The organism is Micromonospora sp. NPDC049891 (assembly GCF_040660295.1).
In the GTDB taxonomy this organism is placed as follows: domain Bacteria; phylum Actinomycetota; class Actinomycetes; order Mycobacteriales; family Micromonosporaceae; genus Micromonospora.
The window spans coordinates 59,421-73,498 of the sequence record NZ_JBFAML010000014.1; the positions used below are offsets into that span (position 1 = coordinate 59,421).

General features: G+C 71.3%; 13 protein-coding genes. 6 read left to right on the top strand and 7 right to left on the bottom strand.

Translation table 11 applies throughout. The features are described from left to right. Window positions 1-40 precede the first annotated feature (40 nt). Both AB0I71_RS19080 and AB0I71_RS19085 read right to left on the bottom strand, forming a co-directional pair. The gene (locus tag AB0I71_RS19080; protein ID WP_357586323.1) at window positions 41-436 is read right to left on the bottom strand and encodes a hypothetical protein; all 396 of its coding nucleotides are present in this window, start codon (window positions 434-436) and stop codon (window positions 41-43) included. Between the two features lie 173 nt (window positions 437-609). Further along, window positions 610-1,611, bottom strand: a complete 1,002-nt coding sequence (locus AB0I71_RS19085) for a cytochrome c oxidase assembly protein (RefSeq protein WP_357586324.1) — start codon at window positions 1,609-1,611, stop codon at window positions 610-612. A gap of 108 nt (window positions 1,612-1,719) precedes the next feature. Between AB0I71_RS19085 and AB0I71_RS19090 the strand changes: the two genes are divergently transcribed. The 5 genes from AB0I71_RS19090 to AB0I71_RS19110 all read left to right on the top strand — a co-directional run bounded on the left by AB0I71_RS19090 (window position 1,720) and on the right by AB0I71_RS19110 (window position 6,791). Further along, window positions 1,720-2,319, top strand: a complete 600-nt coding sequence (locus tag AB0I71_RS19090; RefSeq protein ID WP_357586326.1) for a heme-copper oxidase subunit III — start codon at window positions 1,720-1,722, stop codon at window positions 2,317-2,319. Between the two features lie 76 nt (window positions 2,320-2,395). Continuing rightward, window positions 2,396-3,235: a cytochrome c gene (locus AB0I71_RS19095; RefSeq protein WP_357586328.1), complete on the top strand. Its 840-nt coding sequence runs from the start codon at window positions 2,396-2,398 to the stop codon at window positions 3,233-3,235. Between the two features lie 11 nt (window positions 3,236-3,246). Then, window positions 3,247-4,332 (top strand): Rieske 2Fe-2S domain-containing protein, encoded by a 1,086-nt coding sequence (locus tag AB0I71_RS19100; RefSeq protein WP_357586330.1) that lies wholly within the window; start codon window positions 3,247-3,249, stop codon window positions 4,330-4,332. Continuing rightward, a complete protein-coding gene (locus AB0I71_RS19105) occupies window positions 4,329-5,948 on the top strand; it encodes a ubiquinol-cytochrome c reductase cytochrome b subunit (RefSeq protein ID WP_357586332.1) in 1,620 nt (539 codons plus the stop codon). The genes AB0I71_RS19100 and AB0I71_RS19105 overlap by 4 nt, the downstream gene beginning before the upstream one ends. A 165-nt stretch (window positions 5,949-6,113) precedes the next feature. Then, window positions 6,114-6,791 (top strand): DUF4142 domain-containing protein, encoded by a 678-nt coding sequence (locus tag AB0I71_RS19110; protein ID WP_357586334.1) that lies wholly within the window; start codon window positions 6,114-6,116, stop codon window positions 6,789-6,791. Window positions 6,792-6,902: 111 nt separating this feature from the next. Here the strand turns inward: AB0I71_RS19110 and AB0I71_RS19115 are convergent, their stop codons facing one another. The 5 genes from AB0I71_RS19115 to AB0I71_RS19135 form a co-directional block, all read right to left on the bottom strand. Then, window positions 6,903-7,190, bottom strand: a complete 288-nt coding sequence (locus tag AB0I71_RS19115; protein ID WP_164449239.1) for an Lrp/AsnC ligand binding domain-containing protein — start codon at window positions 7,188-7,190, stop codon at window positions 6,903-6,905. A 51-nt stretch (window positions 7,191-7,241) separates the two neighbouring features. Beyond that, entirely contained in the window at window positions 7,242-8,132 is an 891-nt protein-coding gene (locus tag AB0I71_RS19120; RefSeq protein WP_357586337.1) for a sugar phosphate nucleotidyltransferase, read from the bottom strand. After that, on the bottom strand, window positions 8,129-8,671 hold the full coding sequence (locus AB0I71_RS19125) for an NUDIX domain-containing protein (protein WP_357586339.1): 543 nt from the start codon (window positions 8,669-8,671) through the stop codon (window positions 8,129-8,131). The genes AB0I71_RS19120 and AB0I71_RS19125 overlap by 4 nt, the downstream gene beginning before the upstream one ends. Window positions 8,672-8,745: 74 nt before the next feature. Continuing rightward, window positions 8,746-10,533: an HD domain-containing protein gene (locus tag AB0I71_RS19130; RefSeq protein WP_357586341.1), complete on the bottom strand. Its 1,788-nt coding sequence runs from the start codon at window positions 10,531-10,533 to the stop codon at window positions 8,746-8,748. A gap of 132 nt (window positions 10,534-10,665) precedes the next feature. Continuing rightward, window positions 10,666-12,420 (bottom strand): DEDD exonuclease domain-containing protein, encoded by a 1,755-nt coding sequence (locus AB0I71_RS19135; protein ID WP_357586343.1) that lies wholly within the window; start codon window positions 12,418-12,420, stop codon window positions 10,666-10,668. 126 nt (window positions 12,421-12,546) lie between these two features. Here AB0I71_RS19135 and AB0I71_RS19140 point away from each other — a divergent pair, with 126 nt between their 5' ends. Next, window positions 12,547-13,980, top strand: a complete 1,434-nt coding sequence (locus AB0I71_RS19140; RefSeq protein ID WP_357586345.1) for an NYN domain-containing protein — start codon at window positions 12,547-12,549, stop codon at window positions 13,978-13,980. Window positions 13,981-14,078: the final 98 nt, after the last annotated feature.

Consider the following 14,078-nt stretch of genomic DNA (forward strand, 5'->3'; position numbering starts at 1 on the left):
GCCGGCTCGCCCGGCGCCGTGGCGGTGCCGGAATGGAACGTCAGGCGGGTGCGCTGGCGCGCAGCAGCTCGGTCACGGTGGCGGCGGTGGTGACCGGGTCGAGCGGGTGTACCAGGGTGGCGTCGACCTCGGCGAAGGACGCCAGCCAGCGGTCCGCGGCGCGGGCGATCACCACACAGGTGGGCGGGGCGTCCTCACGGTCGTCCTTGATCTGCCGGGCGATGCCGATGCCGCCGCCGGGGGTGGCCTCACCGTCGAGCAGCATCAGGTCGATCTCGTAGTCGTCGACCAGACGGATGCACTCGGCGTAGGTGGACGCCTCGACGAACTCGATCCGCAGGTCGGCCGCGGGTCGGGTGCCCACGGCGAGCCGCATCCGGTCCCGTACCTGCGGGTCGTCGCTGTAGAGCAGGACGGTGCACAGACGGTCGCTCATGCCGACACTCCGCTTCGCTTCGTGCCGTCCTGAGTCACCATCGCACTGAGCTTGATCGGCTCGCTGTGCTCACTCATGGCTTCCAACGGCTCCCACTTCGTAGCTGCGTGGCTGATCGTACCGGTCGGTGTGGTGCGCGTGACACGCCGCCCCGGGCCGGTGGCCGACCCGCCTCAGGCGGTGGATTCCGCCGCTCGTCGGCGGGCCTCCTGGCGGTCCAGCTCGCGGTCGACCCGGCGGGCCTCCCGCTCGGCCTGGCGCATCCACTGGACCACCAGAACTGCGAGCATCGTCACGCTGACGAACTCGCCGCCGGCCCACAGGATCCCGCCGGCGAGCACCTGGTCCTCCCACGGGTCGGCCCAGCTCAGTCCGAGCGAGGGGTACCAGTCGCCGCCGAAGAGAGTGGTGCTCTGCATGATGGTCAGTCCGAGCACGGTGTGGAACGGCACCGACAGCAGCATCAGCAGCGCCCGCCCGGGGTACGGCCAGCGTCCCGGTAGCGGGTCCAGGCCGAGCAGCGGCCAGAAGAAGACGCAGCCGGTCATGATGAAGTGCGCGTGCACCACCTCGTGCGCCCAGGCGTGTTCCAGCGTGTAGCGGTACAGGTCGGTGAAGTAGAGCGCGAACGGGTTCACCACGAAGATGGCGAACGCCACAAGCGGGAAGGTGTAGATCCGGGCGATCCGGCTGTGCACCACCGCGAGCAGCCGCTTGCGCGGGCCGGTCGGCAGCGTACGCAGGGCCAGGGTCACCGGCGCGCCCAGCGCCAGGAAGATCGGCGAGACCATGGACAGCACCATGTGCTGCACCATGTGCACCGACAGCAGCGTGGTGTCGTACGCGTGCAGCCCGCTTACCGTCACCGAGGCGATGCCGCCGAGTCCGGGACCGAGGAAGAAGATCGTCCGGGCGATCGGCCAACGGTCGCCGCGCAGCCGCAGCCGGTACACCCCGTAGAGGTAGAGGCCGGCGGCGAGGACCAGGCCGACGGCGAGCCAGCTGTCCAGCCGGGCCTCGGTGACCACGGCGGTGATGGAGAACGGCGGTGGAGCGGCCTCGGCCGCCAACGCACCGGCGCTTGTCGTCACCTCGGTCGCGGCCTGGCCGGTCGCGGCTGCGGTGAGCAGCGGCGCGCCCGGTGCGGCCAAGGAGATCGGATCGACGTGCAGCACGCCAATCAGCCTAGGTCAGGCGAACCGGACGGTACCGATCGGGCCATGCCGGGCCCGGGTTTCACCCCCCGCTGATCGCCGGCCGTGGTGAACGGCAATAATGACCGCGTGACTGCGGCCCCAGCCATTGACAAGAGCCGGATCCACTCCCTGACGCGGCCCAACATGGTCAGCGTCGGGACGATCGTCTGGCTCTCCAGCGAACTCATGTTCTTCGCGGCGCTGTTCGCGATGTACTTCTCCATCCGCGCGGCGGCGCCGGAGCAGTGGGCGGAGCACACCGAGGTCCTCAACATCCCGTACGCGACCACCTTCACGGTGATCCTGGTGTTGTCCTCGGTGACCTGCCAGCTCGGCGTGTTCGCCGCCGAGAAGGGTGACGTCCACGCGCTGCGGCGCTGGTTCGCGATCACCTTCGTGATGGGCCTGATCTTCGTGCTCGGCCAGCTCAACGAGTACCGCGAGCTGGTGCACCACGGCGTCAAGATCAACAGTGACGGCTACGGGTCGATGTTCTACCTCACCACCGGCTTCCACGGCCTGCACGTCACCGGCGGTCTGATCGCCTTCGTGATCTTCATGATCCGCACCACCATGGGCCGGTTCACTCCGGCTCAGGCCACCGCGGCGATCGTGGTGTCGTACTACTGGCACTTCGTCGACGTCGTGTGGATCGCGCTCTACGCCATGATCTACTGGCTCCAGTGATCTTGGCGCGGCGCCCGACGCCTTGCCGCTGCTCCACCCCCGCAAGACAAGGTCCAACCGGTTAAGGACACAGGTCATGACTTCTGACAACGACCGCCGACGCGGTCTGTTCGCGCGGCTGCGCGGGCGGCCCGGGGCGCCCAGCAGGGGCCGCCGCCGGCTGGGTGCTGCGGTCCGGCTGGTCGCCGCGCTGATGCTGGCCGGCGGCGCCTACACCGTCCTCGCCCCCGGCGCCGCCGCCCAGGAGAACCCGCCGCTGAGCAGCGCCGCCGCCGACGGCAAGGCGCTGTTCGACGTGAGCTGTGTGACCTGCCACGGTCGCAACGCGCAGGGGGTCGAGGGGCGCGGGCCGAGCCTCGTCGGCGTCGGTGCCGCCTCCGTGGAGTTCCAGGTGAGCACCGGCCGGATGCCGATGGCCCGGCAGGAGGCCCAGGCGGCGCGCAAGCCCGAGGTGTTCACCCGCGACGAGATCGACCAGCTGGCCGCGTACGTCCAGGAACTCGGCGGCGGGCCGGTCGTGCCGGCCGGTGACAACCTGCACGCCGACGGCAACGTCGCGATCGGCGGCGAGCTGTACCGGATCAACTGCTCGCAGTGCCACGCGTTCAGTGGCGGCGGCGGTGCCCTCTCCTCGGGCAAGTACGCGCCGAGCCTCGCGCCGGCCACCGACCGGCAGATCTACTCGGCGATGCTCAGCGGCCCGCAGAACATGCCCGTCTTCGGCGACAACCAGATCACGCCGGAGCAGAAGGCCGACATCATCGCCTACATCCAGCAGACGCTGAAGGACGACGGCGACCCGGGCGGCTTCTTCAACCTGGGCCGGTACGGACCCTCCACCGAGGGCGTGGCGATCTTCTTCGTCGGCATCGTCGCGCTGGTCTTCGCCAGCCTGTGGATCGCGGGTAAGTCGTGAGCGGGGGGACCATGAGCAGCCAGACCGGGCAGCCGGCCCTGCCGGGCGGAGAGCCGCTCGACGTGAACGACCCCCGGCTCAGCCGGTTCGACATCGTCCGGGAGGGTGCCCGGCGGGACGACATCGAGATCGTCCATTACGAGCCGCAGGTGGCCGCGGGCACCAAGGCCGAACGCCGGATGGTCCGCACCGTGGCGGCCTTCTTCCTGCTGACCGGGCTGGCGTCGACCGCCTTCCTGGCGGTCTACATCTGGTGGCCCTGGGAGTACGAGCCGGGTCGCGGCGGTGACAAGCTCTACACCCCGCTGCTCGGCGTGACCCTCGGCATCGCACTGCTCGCCGTCGGATTCGGCATCCTCACCTGGGGCAAGAAGCTGCTGCCCAAGGAGGTGTCGATCCAGGACCGGCACGAGGGTGCCGTGCCCACCGAGGACCAGCGGATCACCGGCGAGACCATGGCCTACATGGCCGATGAGCTGGGAGTCAAGCGCCGGCCGCTGCTGGGTGTGTCGCTGCTGGCCGGTCTGCTGCCGGTCGGCGCTGTCGCGGCGGCGCCGCTGGTCGGCGGGCTGATCTCCGACCCGCACAAGGACAACCAGATGATGACCACCGGGTTCGCCCCCCGGGACGGTCAGAAGATCCGGCTGGTCCGCGAGGACGGTCGGCCCATCCGGCCGGCCGACATCAGCGCCGGTGGTCAGATCACCGTCTTCCCGGGTGTGGAGCACGGGGTGAGCAACCAGTACGCCGACTCGCCCACCCTGCTGATCCACCTGCGGGACGCCGACGCCGAGGCGTCGCGCCGCAACAACGAGCGCGAGGGCCACGGCGGCTACATGTGGGGCAACTACGCCGCGTACTCGAAGATCTGCACGCACGCCGGCTGCCCGGCGAGCCTGTACGAACAGCAGACCAACCGGTTGCTCTGCCCGTGCCACCAGTCGCAGTTCCTGATCACCGACAACGCCAAGCCCATCTTCGGTCCGGCCAGCCGGCGGCTGCCGCAGCTGCCGATCGAGGTGGACGCCGAGGGTTACTTCGTGGCTACGTCCGACTACACTGAACCCGTCGGGCCCGACTTCTGGGAGCGGCCGTGAAGCGGCGAAAGTTTGACGTAGCAGCGGTGCCGGGCAACACCGCCCGGGCGGTCGACGACCGCTTCCAGGTGGCGACTCCGCTGCGCCGACTGCTCAACAAGGTCTTCCCGGACCACTGGTCCTTCCTGCTCGGCGAGATCGCGCTCTTCTCGTTCATCGTCCTGCTGCTGACCGGTGTCTTCCTGACCTTCTTCTTCGAGCCGACGATGACCGAGGTCATCTACAACGGCAGCTACGCCCCGCTGCGGGGCACGCCGATGTCGGCCGCGTACGCCTCGACGTTGGACATCTCCTTCGACGTCCGCGGCGGTCTGATCATGCGTCAGATGCACCACTGGGCGGCGCTGCTGTTCATGGCCGCGATCGTGGTGCACATGCTGCGGGTCTTCTTCACCGGCGCGTTCCGCAAGCCGCGGGAGACCAACTGGATCATCGGTTCGCTGCTGTTCTGGGTCGGCTTCCTGGCCGGCTTCACCGGCTACTCGCTGCCGGACGACGGCCTGTCCGGCACCGGCCTGCGGATCGCCTCCGCGATCATGCTGTCCATCCCGGTGATCGGCTCCTGGGTGACCGCGGCGGTCTTCAACGGCGAGTTCCCCGGCACGATCATCATCAGCCGGTTCTTCATCGCCCACGTGCTGCTCATCCCGGGCCTGCTTGTCGCGTTGATCACCGTGCACCTGGGTCTGGTGTTCAAGCAGAAGCACACCCAGTGGCCGGGGCCGGGCCGGACGAACGGCAACGTGGTCGGCGAGCGGATGTTCCCCCGCTACGCGATCAAGCAGGGCGGCTTCTTCATGGTCGTCTTCGGCGTGATCGCGCTGATGGGCGGTCTGTTCCAGATCAACCCGGTGTGGCTGTTCGGCCCGTACGAGGCATGGGTGGTCTCGGCCGCCAGCCAGCCCGACTGGTACGTCATGTTCCTCGACGGTTCGACGCGGTTGATGCCGGACTGGGAGATCACGATACCCATCGGCGAGGGATACGTGATCCCGCCGCTGTTCTGGCCGACAGTGGTGCTACCCGGCATCCTGGTGGCGATATCCCTGCTCTATCCCTTCATGGAGGCCCGCCACCTGAAGGACTACCGCAGCCACAACCTGCTCCAGCGTCCCCGCGACGTGCCGTTCCGCACCGGCCTGGGTGCCATGGCCATCACGTTCTACGTGATCCTGACCCTCTCGGGTGCGAACGACGTCATCGCCGACAAGTTCCACATCAGCCTGAACGCGATGACCTGGGCGGGCCGGATCGGTCTGCTGCTCCTTCCGCCGCTGGCGTACTACGTCACCTACCGGATCTGCCTCGGCCTGCAGCAGCACGACCGGGAGGTTCTCGCCCACGGCGTGGAGACCGGCATCATCCGGCGGCTGCCGGACGGCCGGTTCGTCGAGGTGCACCAGCCGCTCGGCTCGGGCGACGGGCACGGCGAGCTGGAGTACGTCGGTTGGGTGGTGCCGAAGAAGATGAACCGGCTCGGTGCCCTCGGTCCGGCCATCCGCGGCTTCTTCTACCCGATCGAGCGGCCGGCCGAGGCGCCGGTCTCGCCGGGGCACCCTCCGGTCGAGCCGCGCCCGGAGCGGGAAGAGATCACCAGCGGGGAGACCCGCCCCTGAGTTCCGCCGCAACGTGACGTGGCGCCCGCCGGACTCCTCCGGCGGGCGCCACGCCCGTTTCGCCTCTTCCGGACGTCGTCGCCGCTTCCCGCCGTCGCCGGATCGCAGGAATAACCCCGGCCAGCCGGGTATCCGTGCGGTCCAACGTCTCAACGGGGAGGAAGCATGTTGGGTATCAAACGCCTCGGCCTGCTGGCCGCGCTGGTGCTGGTGGGTGTCGCACCCGCCGCCGCAGCGCAGGCGGCGGCGCAGCCGTCGGAACAGGACACCCAGTACCTGCAGGCGGTCCACCAGACCAACCTGTACGAGATCGCCGCGGGTGAGCTGGCCCAGGAGAAGGGCCAGAACCAGCAGGTCAAGGAGCTGGGGCAGCAGTTCGTCACGGACCACACCGAGCTGGACCAGTCGGTGCAGGAACTGGCCGGACAGCTCAACGTGGACCTGCCGAGCGAGCCCACCACTGATCAGCAGACGGCTCTCGACCAGCTGAACAACGCAAGTGGTGAAGAGTTCGACAGGCTGTGGGTGACCCAGGGTCTGGCCGGCCACGTCCAGGCCATCCAGGCGACCCAGACGGAGATCTCGCAGGGTACCGAGCCGCAGGTGGTCCAGCTGGCGCAGACCGCGCTGCCGGTCCTGCAGGCGCACTACGACGCCCTGGTGATGCTGGCCGAGGAACTGGGCATCCCGGTTCCGGAGACCAGCCCGACCGGTACACCCAGCCCGGGTGGCACCGTCCCGGCTCCGGGGGCGACCACGCCGACTCCGGGTGAGACCTTCACCGAGGAGGCCCCGGTTCCGGGTGGCACCGTCACCGAGACCCCGGTGCCGCAGCAGAGCTGACCCGGCGGTACGAGGCGAGCCGGTCCACCCGTCCGGGTGGGCCGGCTCGTGCCGGCCGCGGTGCACCGCGCCGGCGGTCGGGTTGGTGCGGTGCCTGGACACCGCACCTGGTCAGTCGGTGCTGCCCAGCCCGATGGCGAAGGCCTCCTCCAGGTCGTGCCGGGAGTACGCGCGGAAGGCGATGTGCGACTCGGTGTTCAGCACCCCCGGCACCTTCGAGATGCTGCCGGCGATGATCTGCGCGATCTCGTCGAACTCGCGGACCCGGACCATGGCGATCAGGTCCACGTGCCCGGCCACCGAGTAGACCTCGCTCACCCCCGGCAGGTTCGCCAGTGCCTCGGCCACCTCGGGGATCGAGTCGGTGGCGCAGTCGATCAGCACGATCGCGGTGATCACGGGGCTCTCCGTTCGTCGACGTCGTCGCTCATGCTAAGGCCCGGCCCCGGTTCAGGCCGCCGGGACGGTCAGGTCGACACCGACCCGGATCACGTCCCGCAGGTGCTCCTCGTCGCCGACGCTGCTGTTCGGCCAGACCACGCTGCGGCTCACCGTCCCCCGGACGGTGGCGCCCGCGCCGACGACGGACCGGTGACAGTGGCCGGTGACAGTGGCGGCCGGGTCGATCAGGCTGCCGTCACCAGCGGCGTGCAGGTTCGCGGCGAGGTAGTCGCCCGGGGTGCCGGTGTCGATGAAGGTTCCCCGGTAGCCCACCACGTCCAGCCGGCCGGCGGCCTCGGCCGGGCGCCAGACCGCGCGTACCAGGTCGCCGAAGGCGGCGGGCAGGTCGCGGACCAGCCGCCACGGCAACAGGGAGAAACCGGTGAACACGTGCCCGTCGAAGGTGCCGGGTGCCGTCGGGTCGCCGGCGGGCTGGCCGAGCAGACGTACCGAGTCGCCGTCCCAGCCGTCCAGCAGCGCCGCGATGTCCGGGCCGGGTGGTGCCGCCGGGTCGGACAGGTAGGCGTCGGCGTTGCCGACAAGCACGCCCCGGCCGTCGATCCAGTCCCGTAGCCGTCCCACACCGCCAGCGGTGCCGAGCGGGCTGCCCGGTTCCACCGAGAGGTGCGCCCGGGTACCCACCCGCTCCACCACCTGGTCGCCCAGGTAGCAGGCGTTCACCGCGACCGCCGTCGGGCCGTTCAGGCCGAGACCGGCGAGCCGGGCCAGCGCCCGGTCCAGCAGTGGCACGTTGCCCACCGGGCAGAGCGCCTTGGGCACCCGTTCAGTCAACGGGCGCAGCCGGGTGCCCTCACCGGCGGCGAGCACCACCGCGCAGATCCCGTCGGCGGGTGCGGCGGGCCGAGGGTCGGTCGGCGAGACACCCTCGGGCCGGGTCATGGCGTCGTGTCGGGCAGCGGCGGGGGGAACTGCCCGGCCAGCGGACCGATGTCGTAGTAGGCCAGCAGGCGGGCGGTCGGCCAGGTCAGCTTCGGCAGGTCGTCCAGCGGGTGCCAGGCGGCCTCGAAGACCTCCGCGCCGTCGACGGTCAGCTCGGTGCTCGACGCCGGCACCTCGGCGGTGAACACCACGTCCACCCAACCCTTGGCGTGCACGACGGCGTTGGGTACCGCCGGGGTGAGTCGGGTGGGGGAGAGCCGGACGCCGGTCTCCTCGAACAGTTCCCGGGCCGCGCCGACCGCCGGGTTCTCGCCCCGTTGCAGCAACCCGGCCGGCAGCGTCCACCCCCGCCCCGGCGGCTGCCGCAGCAGCAGCAACCGTCCCGCCCCCGCGGCCTCACTGTCCCGCAGCAGGGTGACGGCGCCGACGATGTACTTGGGTACGGCCATCCGGACCAGCCGGCGTCGTACCGGCAGCGGCAGCCGGTAGAAGACCTGGTACGCGACGGCGCGCCCGGTGCGGCGCGTACGGGGGATCATGGTTCCAGGTTAGTGGCCGTGAGGCTTGCTCGCGCCACGAGGACCACGCCGAGCACGGCGAGGGGGCACTGCTGTCACTGACGGTGGTCGACCAGGTCGATGAGTTGGCGTACCACGGCGTCCGGCTCGATGACCCGGTCGAAGACCGCGACCAGCAGGGTTTCCAGGTCCGGGTAGCCGAGTTCCTCCGACAGGCGCAGCAGCGGCAGGTCGCTGGCCAGCCCTCGGTTGTGCTGACGCAGGGCCAGCCCGATGGTGGCCCGGCCCAGGCGTACCTTGTCGCTGATCGAGATGCCCGGCTCGCTGTGTGCGGCGAACCACCTGTTGATCTGCATCTGCGCGTGCGGTGACTTGACGAAGCCGAGCCACTCCCGACGCGGCCCGCGCGGCGCCACCTCGGCGTCCAGGCTGCTCTCCTCGTCGGTCTCGGTGAAGATCTCCACCACGTCACCCTCCTCAAGCTCGGAGGAGAGTGGGACCAGCCGGCCGTTCACCCGTGCCGCCAGGCACCGGTCACCCCGGTCGGTACCGAGTTCGTACGCCAGGTCGACGGGGGTGGCGCCGGCCGGCAGCACGATCTGCCGGCCGTCGGCGACCACCTGGATCTGGGCCTCGGACAGGTCGCAGCGCAGCGAGTGGAGGAACTGTGCCGGATCGGCGGCGTCCTGCTCCCAGTCCAGCACCCGACGCAGCCAGTCGAGCTGCCCCGAGCGGGCGGTGGCTCCGCCGGAGCGGGGAAAGCGGAAGTCGGCGGCCACTCCGTACTCGGCCGCCCGGTGCATCTCCGCCGTGCGGATCAGCACCTCGACGGTACGGTTCTTCGGCCCGCAGACGCTCGTGTGCAGGGACCGGTAGAGGTTGTTCTTCGGTGAGGCGATGAAGTCCTTGAACCGGCCCGGCACCGGCCGCCAGAGACCGTGCACCGCACCGAGTGCCGCGTAACAGTCGGTCGCCGGGCCGTCCACCACGATGGTGATGCGGGGCAGGTCGAACGGGGCGGTGTGGCCACCGGCGACGGTGTCCTTCCAGATCGAGTACAGGTGCCGGGGTCGCGGGGCGACCTCCGCGTCGACCCGGCTGCGCCGCAGCGCCCCCTTGGCCTGCGTGACCACCTCGGCGAGGTAGCTGTCCCAGCCGGGCCGGTCGTGCACGTGCCGGGCGATGCGGGCGTGCTCGTCCGGTTCGAGGTGCAGCAGCACCACGTCGTCAAGCTCCCGCTTCAGGGTCTGGATACCCAGCCTGTCGCAGAGCGGTACGAGCACCTCCTGGGTCTTGCGGGCGATGCGTTCGCGGGACGCGGCCGAACGGACGCCCAGGGTGCGCATGTTGTGCAGCCGGTCGGCCAGCTTGATGATGAGCACCCGGACGTCCTTGCCGGCCGCGATGATCATCTTGCGGATGGTCTCCGCCTCGGCGGCCTGCCCGTAGAACGCCTTGTCGAACTTGGTCACCCCGTCGACCAGGTGGGCGACCTCGTGGTCGAAGTCCTCCGCGAGAGCCTGCAACGTGTAGCGGGTGTCCTCCACCGTGTCGTGCAGCAGCGCGGCGACCAGGGTGGTGGTGTCCATGCCGAGTTCCGCGCAGATCTGGGCGACCGCGAGCGGGTGGGTGATGAACGGCTCCCCGCTCTTGCGGAACTGGCCGCGGTGCATGTTGTCCGCGATGGTGTACGCGCGGCGCAGCACCGCCGGATCGGCGCCGGCGTGGATGGTGCGGTGGGTGCGGACCAGTTGGCCCACCGGTTCGGTCTCGGCGGTCGGCCAGGTGAGCAGCGATCGGAGTCGTCTGGTCAGCGGCAACTCGCCGGGCTGTGTCGGGAGCGCACCGCCCAGGGCACCGCCGTGTCCGGCGTTGACGTCCACCTGGGACACCCCCTCACGCCTGCTGCGCCACCACCACCGGAATCCGGCAAGCGGGAGCAGACCCTCGAAACGGGCAGGACTGCACTTCCTTAACAGAGTAAGTGAGTCGACGTAGTCCGATCGGACAGTAGCTCATGAGCGTTCGGACCAGAGTTGCCGGGACGCCGCGCTCTCGGCCTTGGTCAACAGGTCGCGGAACCGTGCCGCGCCGGCCACCGGGGAGGTCCAACCGGCGGACATCTCGACCAGCCGGGTCTCCGGTCGCTCCAACCAGGACAGGATCCGCTCCGACTCCTCCGGGCTGGCCGCCGGGACCGGGCCGTGCCCGGGCGGCACCGTCTCGGCGGTGGCCCGGATGGTGGCCAGCGTCGGTCGAGGATGGACCCCGGGCGGAGACACACCGGCGCCGGCGAGCCGGCCGTGCCGCACCAGCGCCAGCTCCCAGCCGCCGCCGGCCGCCGGATGAGCGGCGGCCACCTCGGCGAGCCCACTCAACGCGGCGAGACGCTGCATGCGTACGGCGGCCCGCAGCACCGCCGCGAGGCGGGAGCGCAGCGTGGCCGCCTCCTCGTAACGCTGGCCGGCCGAGAGCGTGTCGATCCGGGCGAGCAGGGCGTCGACCACCGGCTGTGGGTCGCCGGTGGTGGCGGTGGCGAACGGCGTGACCGCGCGGGCGTCGTACTCCTCGGGGGAGATCCGGTGCTCGCAGGGGGCCGGGCAGCGGCCCAGCTCGGCGAGCGCGCAGGCCGGCGTGACGGTGCGCAGTGACAACCGGTGGGTGCACTGGCGCAGGGGCACCGCGTCGTGGAAGCCGGCGGCGGCCAGTTCGGCGGCGCGCCGTGAGGTGAACGGGCCCAGGTAGGCGCGGTCGCCCGGGGAGATCTCCCGGACCACCGACAACCGGGGGTACGGGCCGTCGGTCAGCTTGAGCCAGACCACCCGCTCCGGGTACTTCGACCGTCGGTTGTACGGCGGTGCGTGCGCCGCGATCAGCCGCAGCTCACGCACCTCGGCCTCCAGCGAGTGGGCGCACTCCACCGCCTCCACCCGTTCGGCGGCGGCCAGCATCTCCGAGATCCGGGCGCGCTTCTCCGCGGCGGTGAAGTAGCTGCGTACCCGGGTGGCGATGTCCCGGGAGGTGCCGACGTAGAGCGGACGGTCGTCGGCGGCCCGGAAGATGTAGACCCCGGGGGAGCGGGGCAGGCCGTCGGCCAGGTGCCGCTTGCGACGTTGGGTCGGGGTGACCGCGCGGGCGAACTCGATGGCGTCGCCGATGGTGTCGACCCGGTGCCCGCCGAGGCGGCCGATGAGTCCGTGCAGCACGTCGACGGTCGCCCGGGCGTCGTCCAGGGCCCGGTGGGTCGGCTGGGTGGCGGCCCGGAAGTACGCGGCGAGGGTGCCGAGCTTGCGGTTGGGCACCTCGTCGCGCAGCAGCACCCGCCGGGCCAGCGCCGCGGTGTCCAGCACCCGTGGGTTCGGCCAGCGGTAGCCGTGCTTCGCGCAGGCCGCCTTCAGGAAGCCGACGTCGTAGGGAGCGTTGTGGGCGACCAGCACCGCGTCCGAGATGAACTCCAGGAAACTCGGCAGCACCTGCTCGATCGGCGGTGCCGGCAGCAGCATCGCCTGGGTGATGCCGGTCAGCACGGTGATGAAGGGTGGGATCGGCACCCCGGGATTGACCAGGGTGGCCAGCACGCCCAACTCCTCGCCACCGCGCACCTTGACCGCGCCGATCTCGGTGATGCCGCCGCCGTCCGGTGCTCCGCCGGTCGTCTCCAGATCGACCACCACGAACGTCGTCGCGTACAGCGGCAGCGCCGGGTCGACACCGCCGACGGTCGGGTCGAGCCCGGCCAGCGCCGGTTGCAGGAACTCCTGTGCTGCCATCCGCGGCACCGTAACGGTCCGGTCCGACACTCGCGCCCCACCGGCCCCAGCGGTCACCACCGGTCTAGGATGAGAGATCGGCTCACCACCGGGCGGTGGGCCCGGTCGCGGTGGGAGACTTGCCACATGCCCCTCACCGAGCCGCACGACGACAACCTCCCGCAGGAGGAGCAGGTCGTCGCGGTGCCCGCGGCCGGTGACGGTCCCATCGACCCGGTGGGGGACCCCGGGCCGGCGGACCCGGGGCAGCCGGAGCAGGAGCCGGAGCCGAGTCTGCCCGAGCCGGTGCGGCAGCGCATCGTCTCGCTCACCGCCGCCGTGCTGCCCGGTCTGCCCGCCGACGAAGTGCCCGTGCCGCTGCGCCGGGTCGCCAAGTTCGCCCCGAATCGACGGGCCCGGCTCGGTGCCCCGGTGATCGCCGCCCAACTCGCCGCCGATCCGCTGTTCCGGCAGCGGGTCACCGCCCGGGTCCTGGCCGATGTCGGTGACCTGGGTGCCGCCGTGGTCGACGGCACCGCCCCCGCCGCCGCCGACCCGGTCGAGGTGGCTGCCCTGGCCTACCTGGCCCGCCCGCGCGGCTGGCGGGAGCTGATCGACGCCAGTGGGGCGGCGGTCCGCGCCGAGGCGGACACGGCGGTCGTGGCCGAGCTGGTCCGGCAGGCCGAGCAGCGGGCCACCCGGGCCGAGCATGACCGGGCGGTGGCCCGGGTCGAGGCCGACAAGCTGCGCGACGAGCTGGCGCGGGTGCGTGAGGAACTGGGCCAACTGCGCGAGGAGGCCCGGCAGTTGGCTCGTACGCTGCGGGAGAGCCAGACCCGGGAGCGCCGGGCGAGCGAGCTGCTGGCCACCGAGCGGGGCCGGGCGGCACGCGCCGCCGCCGACGCGGACGCCGAACTGCGTCGTGCCCGGGCCCGGCTGGCCGAGGCCGAGGCGGCGGCCGGGGTGGCCCGCAGCAGCGCCAAGGAGGCCCGCTCGGTCGACGACGCGCGGCTGTGGCTGCTGCTGGAGACGATCGGCCAGGCCGCCCTCGGGCTGCGGCGGGAGCTGGCCCTGGACCCGGTCGACAAACTGCCCGCCGACTTCGTGGCCGACTCCTTCACCGACTCTCCTGCCGCCACCGCGGCCGCCGTCCGCGCCCAGGACACCGACGACCCGGCCCGGTTGGACCAGCTGCTGGCCCTGCCCCGGGCGCACCTGGTGGTCGACGGCTACAACGTGACAAAACGTGGCTTCGGCGAGATGTCCCTGGAGCAGCAGCGCAAGCGACTGGTCACCGGCCTCGGCGGGATCGCCGCGCAGACCGGTGACGAGGTCACGGTCGTCTTCGACGGGGCCGAACGGGTGCACGGTCTGCCACCCACCCCGCGTGGCGTGCGGGTGCTGTTCTCCCGCAAGGGCGAGACCGCCGACGAGTTGATCCGCCGGCTGGTCCGTGCCGAGCCGCCGGGCCGTCCCGTGGTGGTGGTCTCCTCGGATCGTGAGGTCGCCGACGGGGTACGCCGGCACGGGGCGTACCCGCTGGGGGCCGACTCGCTGCTGCGCCGGCTGTCGCGGTCGTGACCGCAGGGCCGCGATCCTGCGCGGCCGTGCGGGTGGGACGACGGGCGGGGGACGGGCATGCTCCGGGACATAGGATGGGCGCCCATGGCGACAGGAGC

Excerpts from the sequence above, each read along its gene's own strand:
- AB0I71_RS19100 (WP_357586330.1), top strand. The coding sequence starts at position 3,247 with ATGAGCAGCCAGACCGGGCAGCCGGCCCTGCCGGGCGGAGAGCCGCTC.
- AB0I71_RS19080 (WP_357586323.1), bottom strand. The coding sequence starts at position 436 with ATGAGCGACCGTCTGTGCACCGTCCTGCTCTACAGCGACGACCCGCAG.
- AB0I71_RS19120 (WP_357586337.1), bottom strand. The coding sequence starts at position 8,132 with ATGACCCGGCCCGAGGGTGTCTCGCCGACCGACCCTCGGCCCGCCGCA.
- AB0I71_RS19110 (WP_357586334.1), top strand. The coding sequence starts at position 6,114 with ATGTTGGGTATCAAACGCCTCGGCCTGCTGGCCGCGCTGGTGCTGGTG.
- AB0I71_RS19135 (WP_357586343.1), bottom strand. The coding sequence starts at position 12,420 with ATGGCAGCACAGGAGTTCCTGCAACCGGCGCTGGCCGGGCTCGACCCG.
- AB0I71_RS19140 (WP_357586345.1), top strand. The coding sequence starts at position 12,547 with ATGCCCCTCACCGAGCCGCACGACGACAACCTCCCGCAGGAGGAGCAG.
- AB0I71_RS19125 (WP_357586339.1), bottom strand. The coding sequence starts at position 8,671 with ATGATCCCCCGTACGCGCCGCACCGGGCGCGCCGTCGCGTACCAGGTC.
- AB0I71_RS19095 (WP_357586328.1), top strand. The coding sequence starts at position 2,396 with ATGACTTCTGACAACGACCGCCGACGCGGTCTGTTCGCGCGGCTGCGC.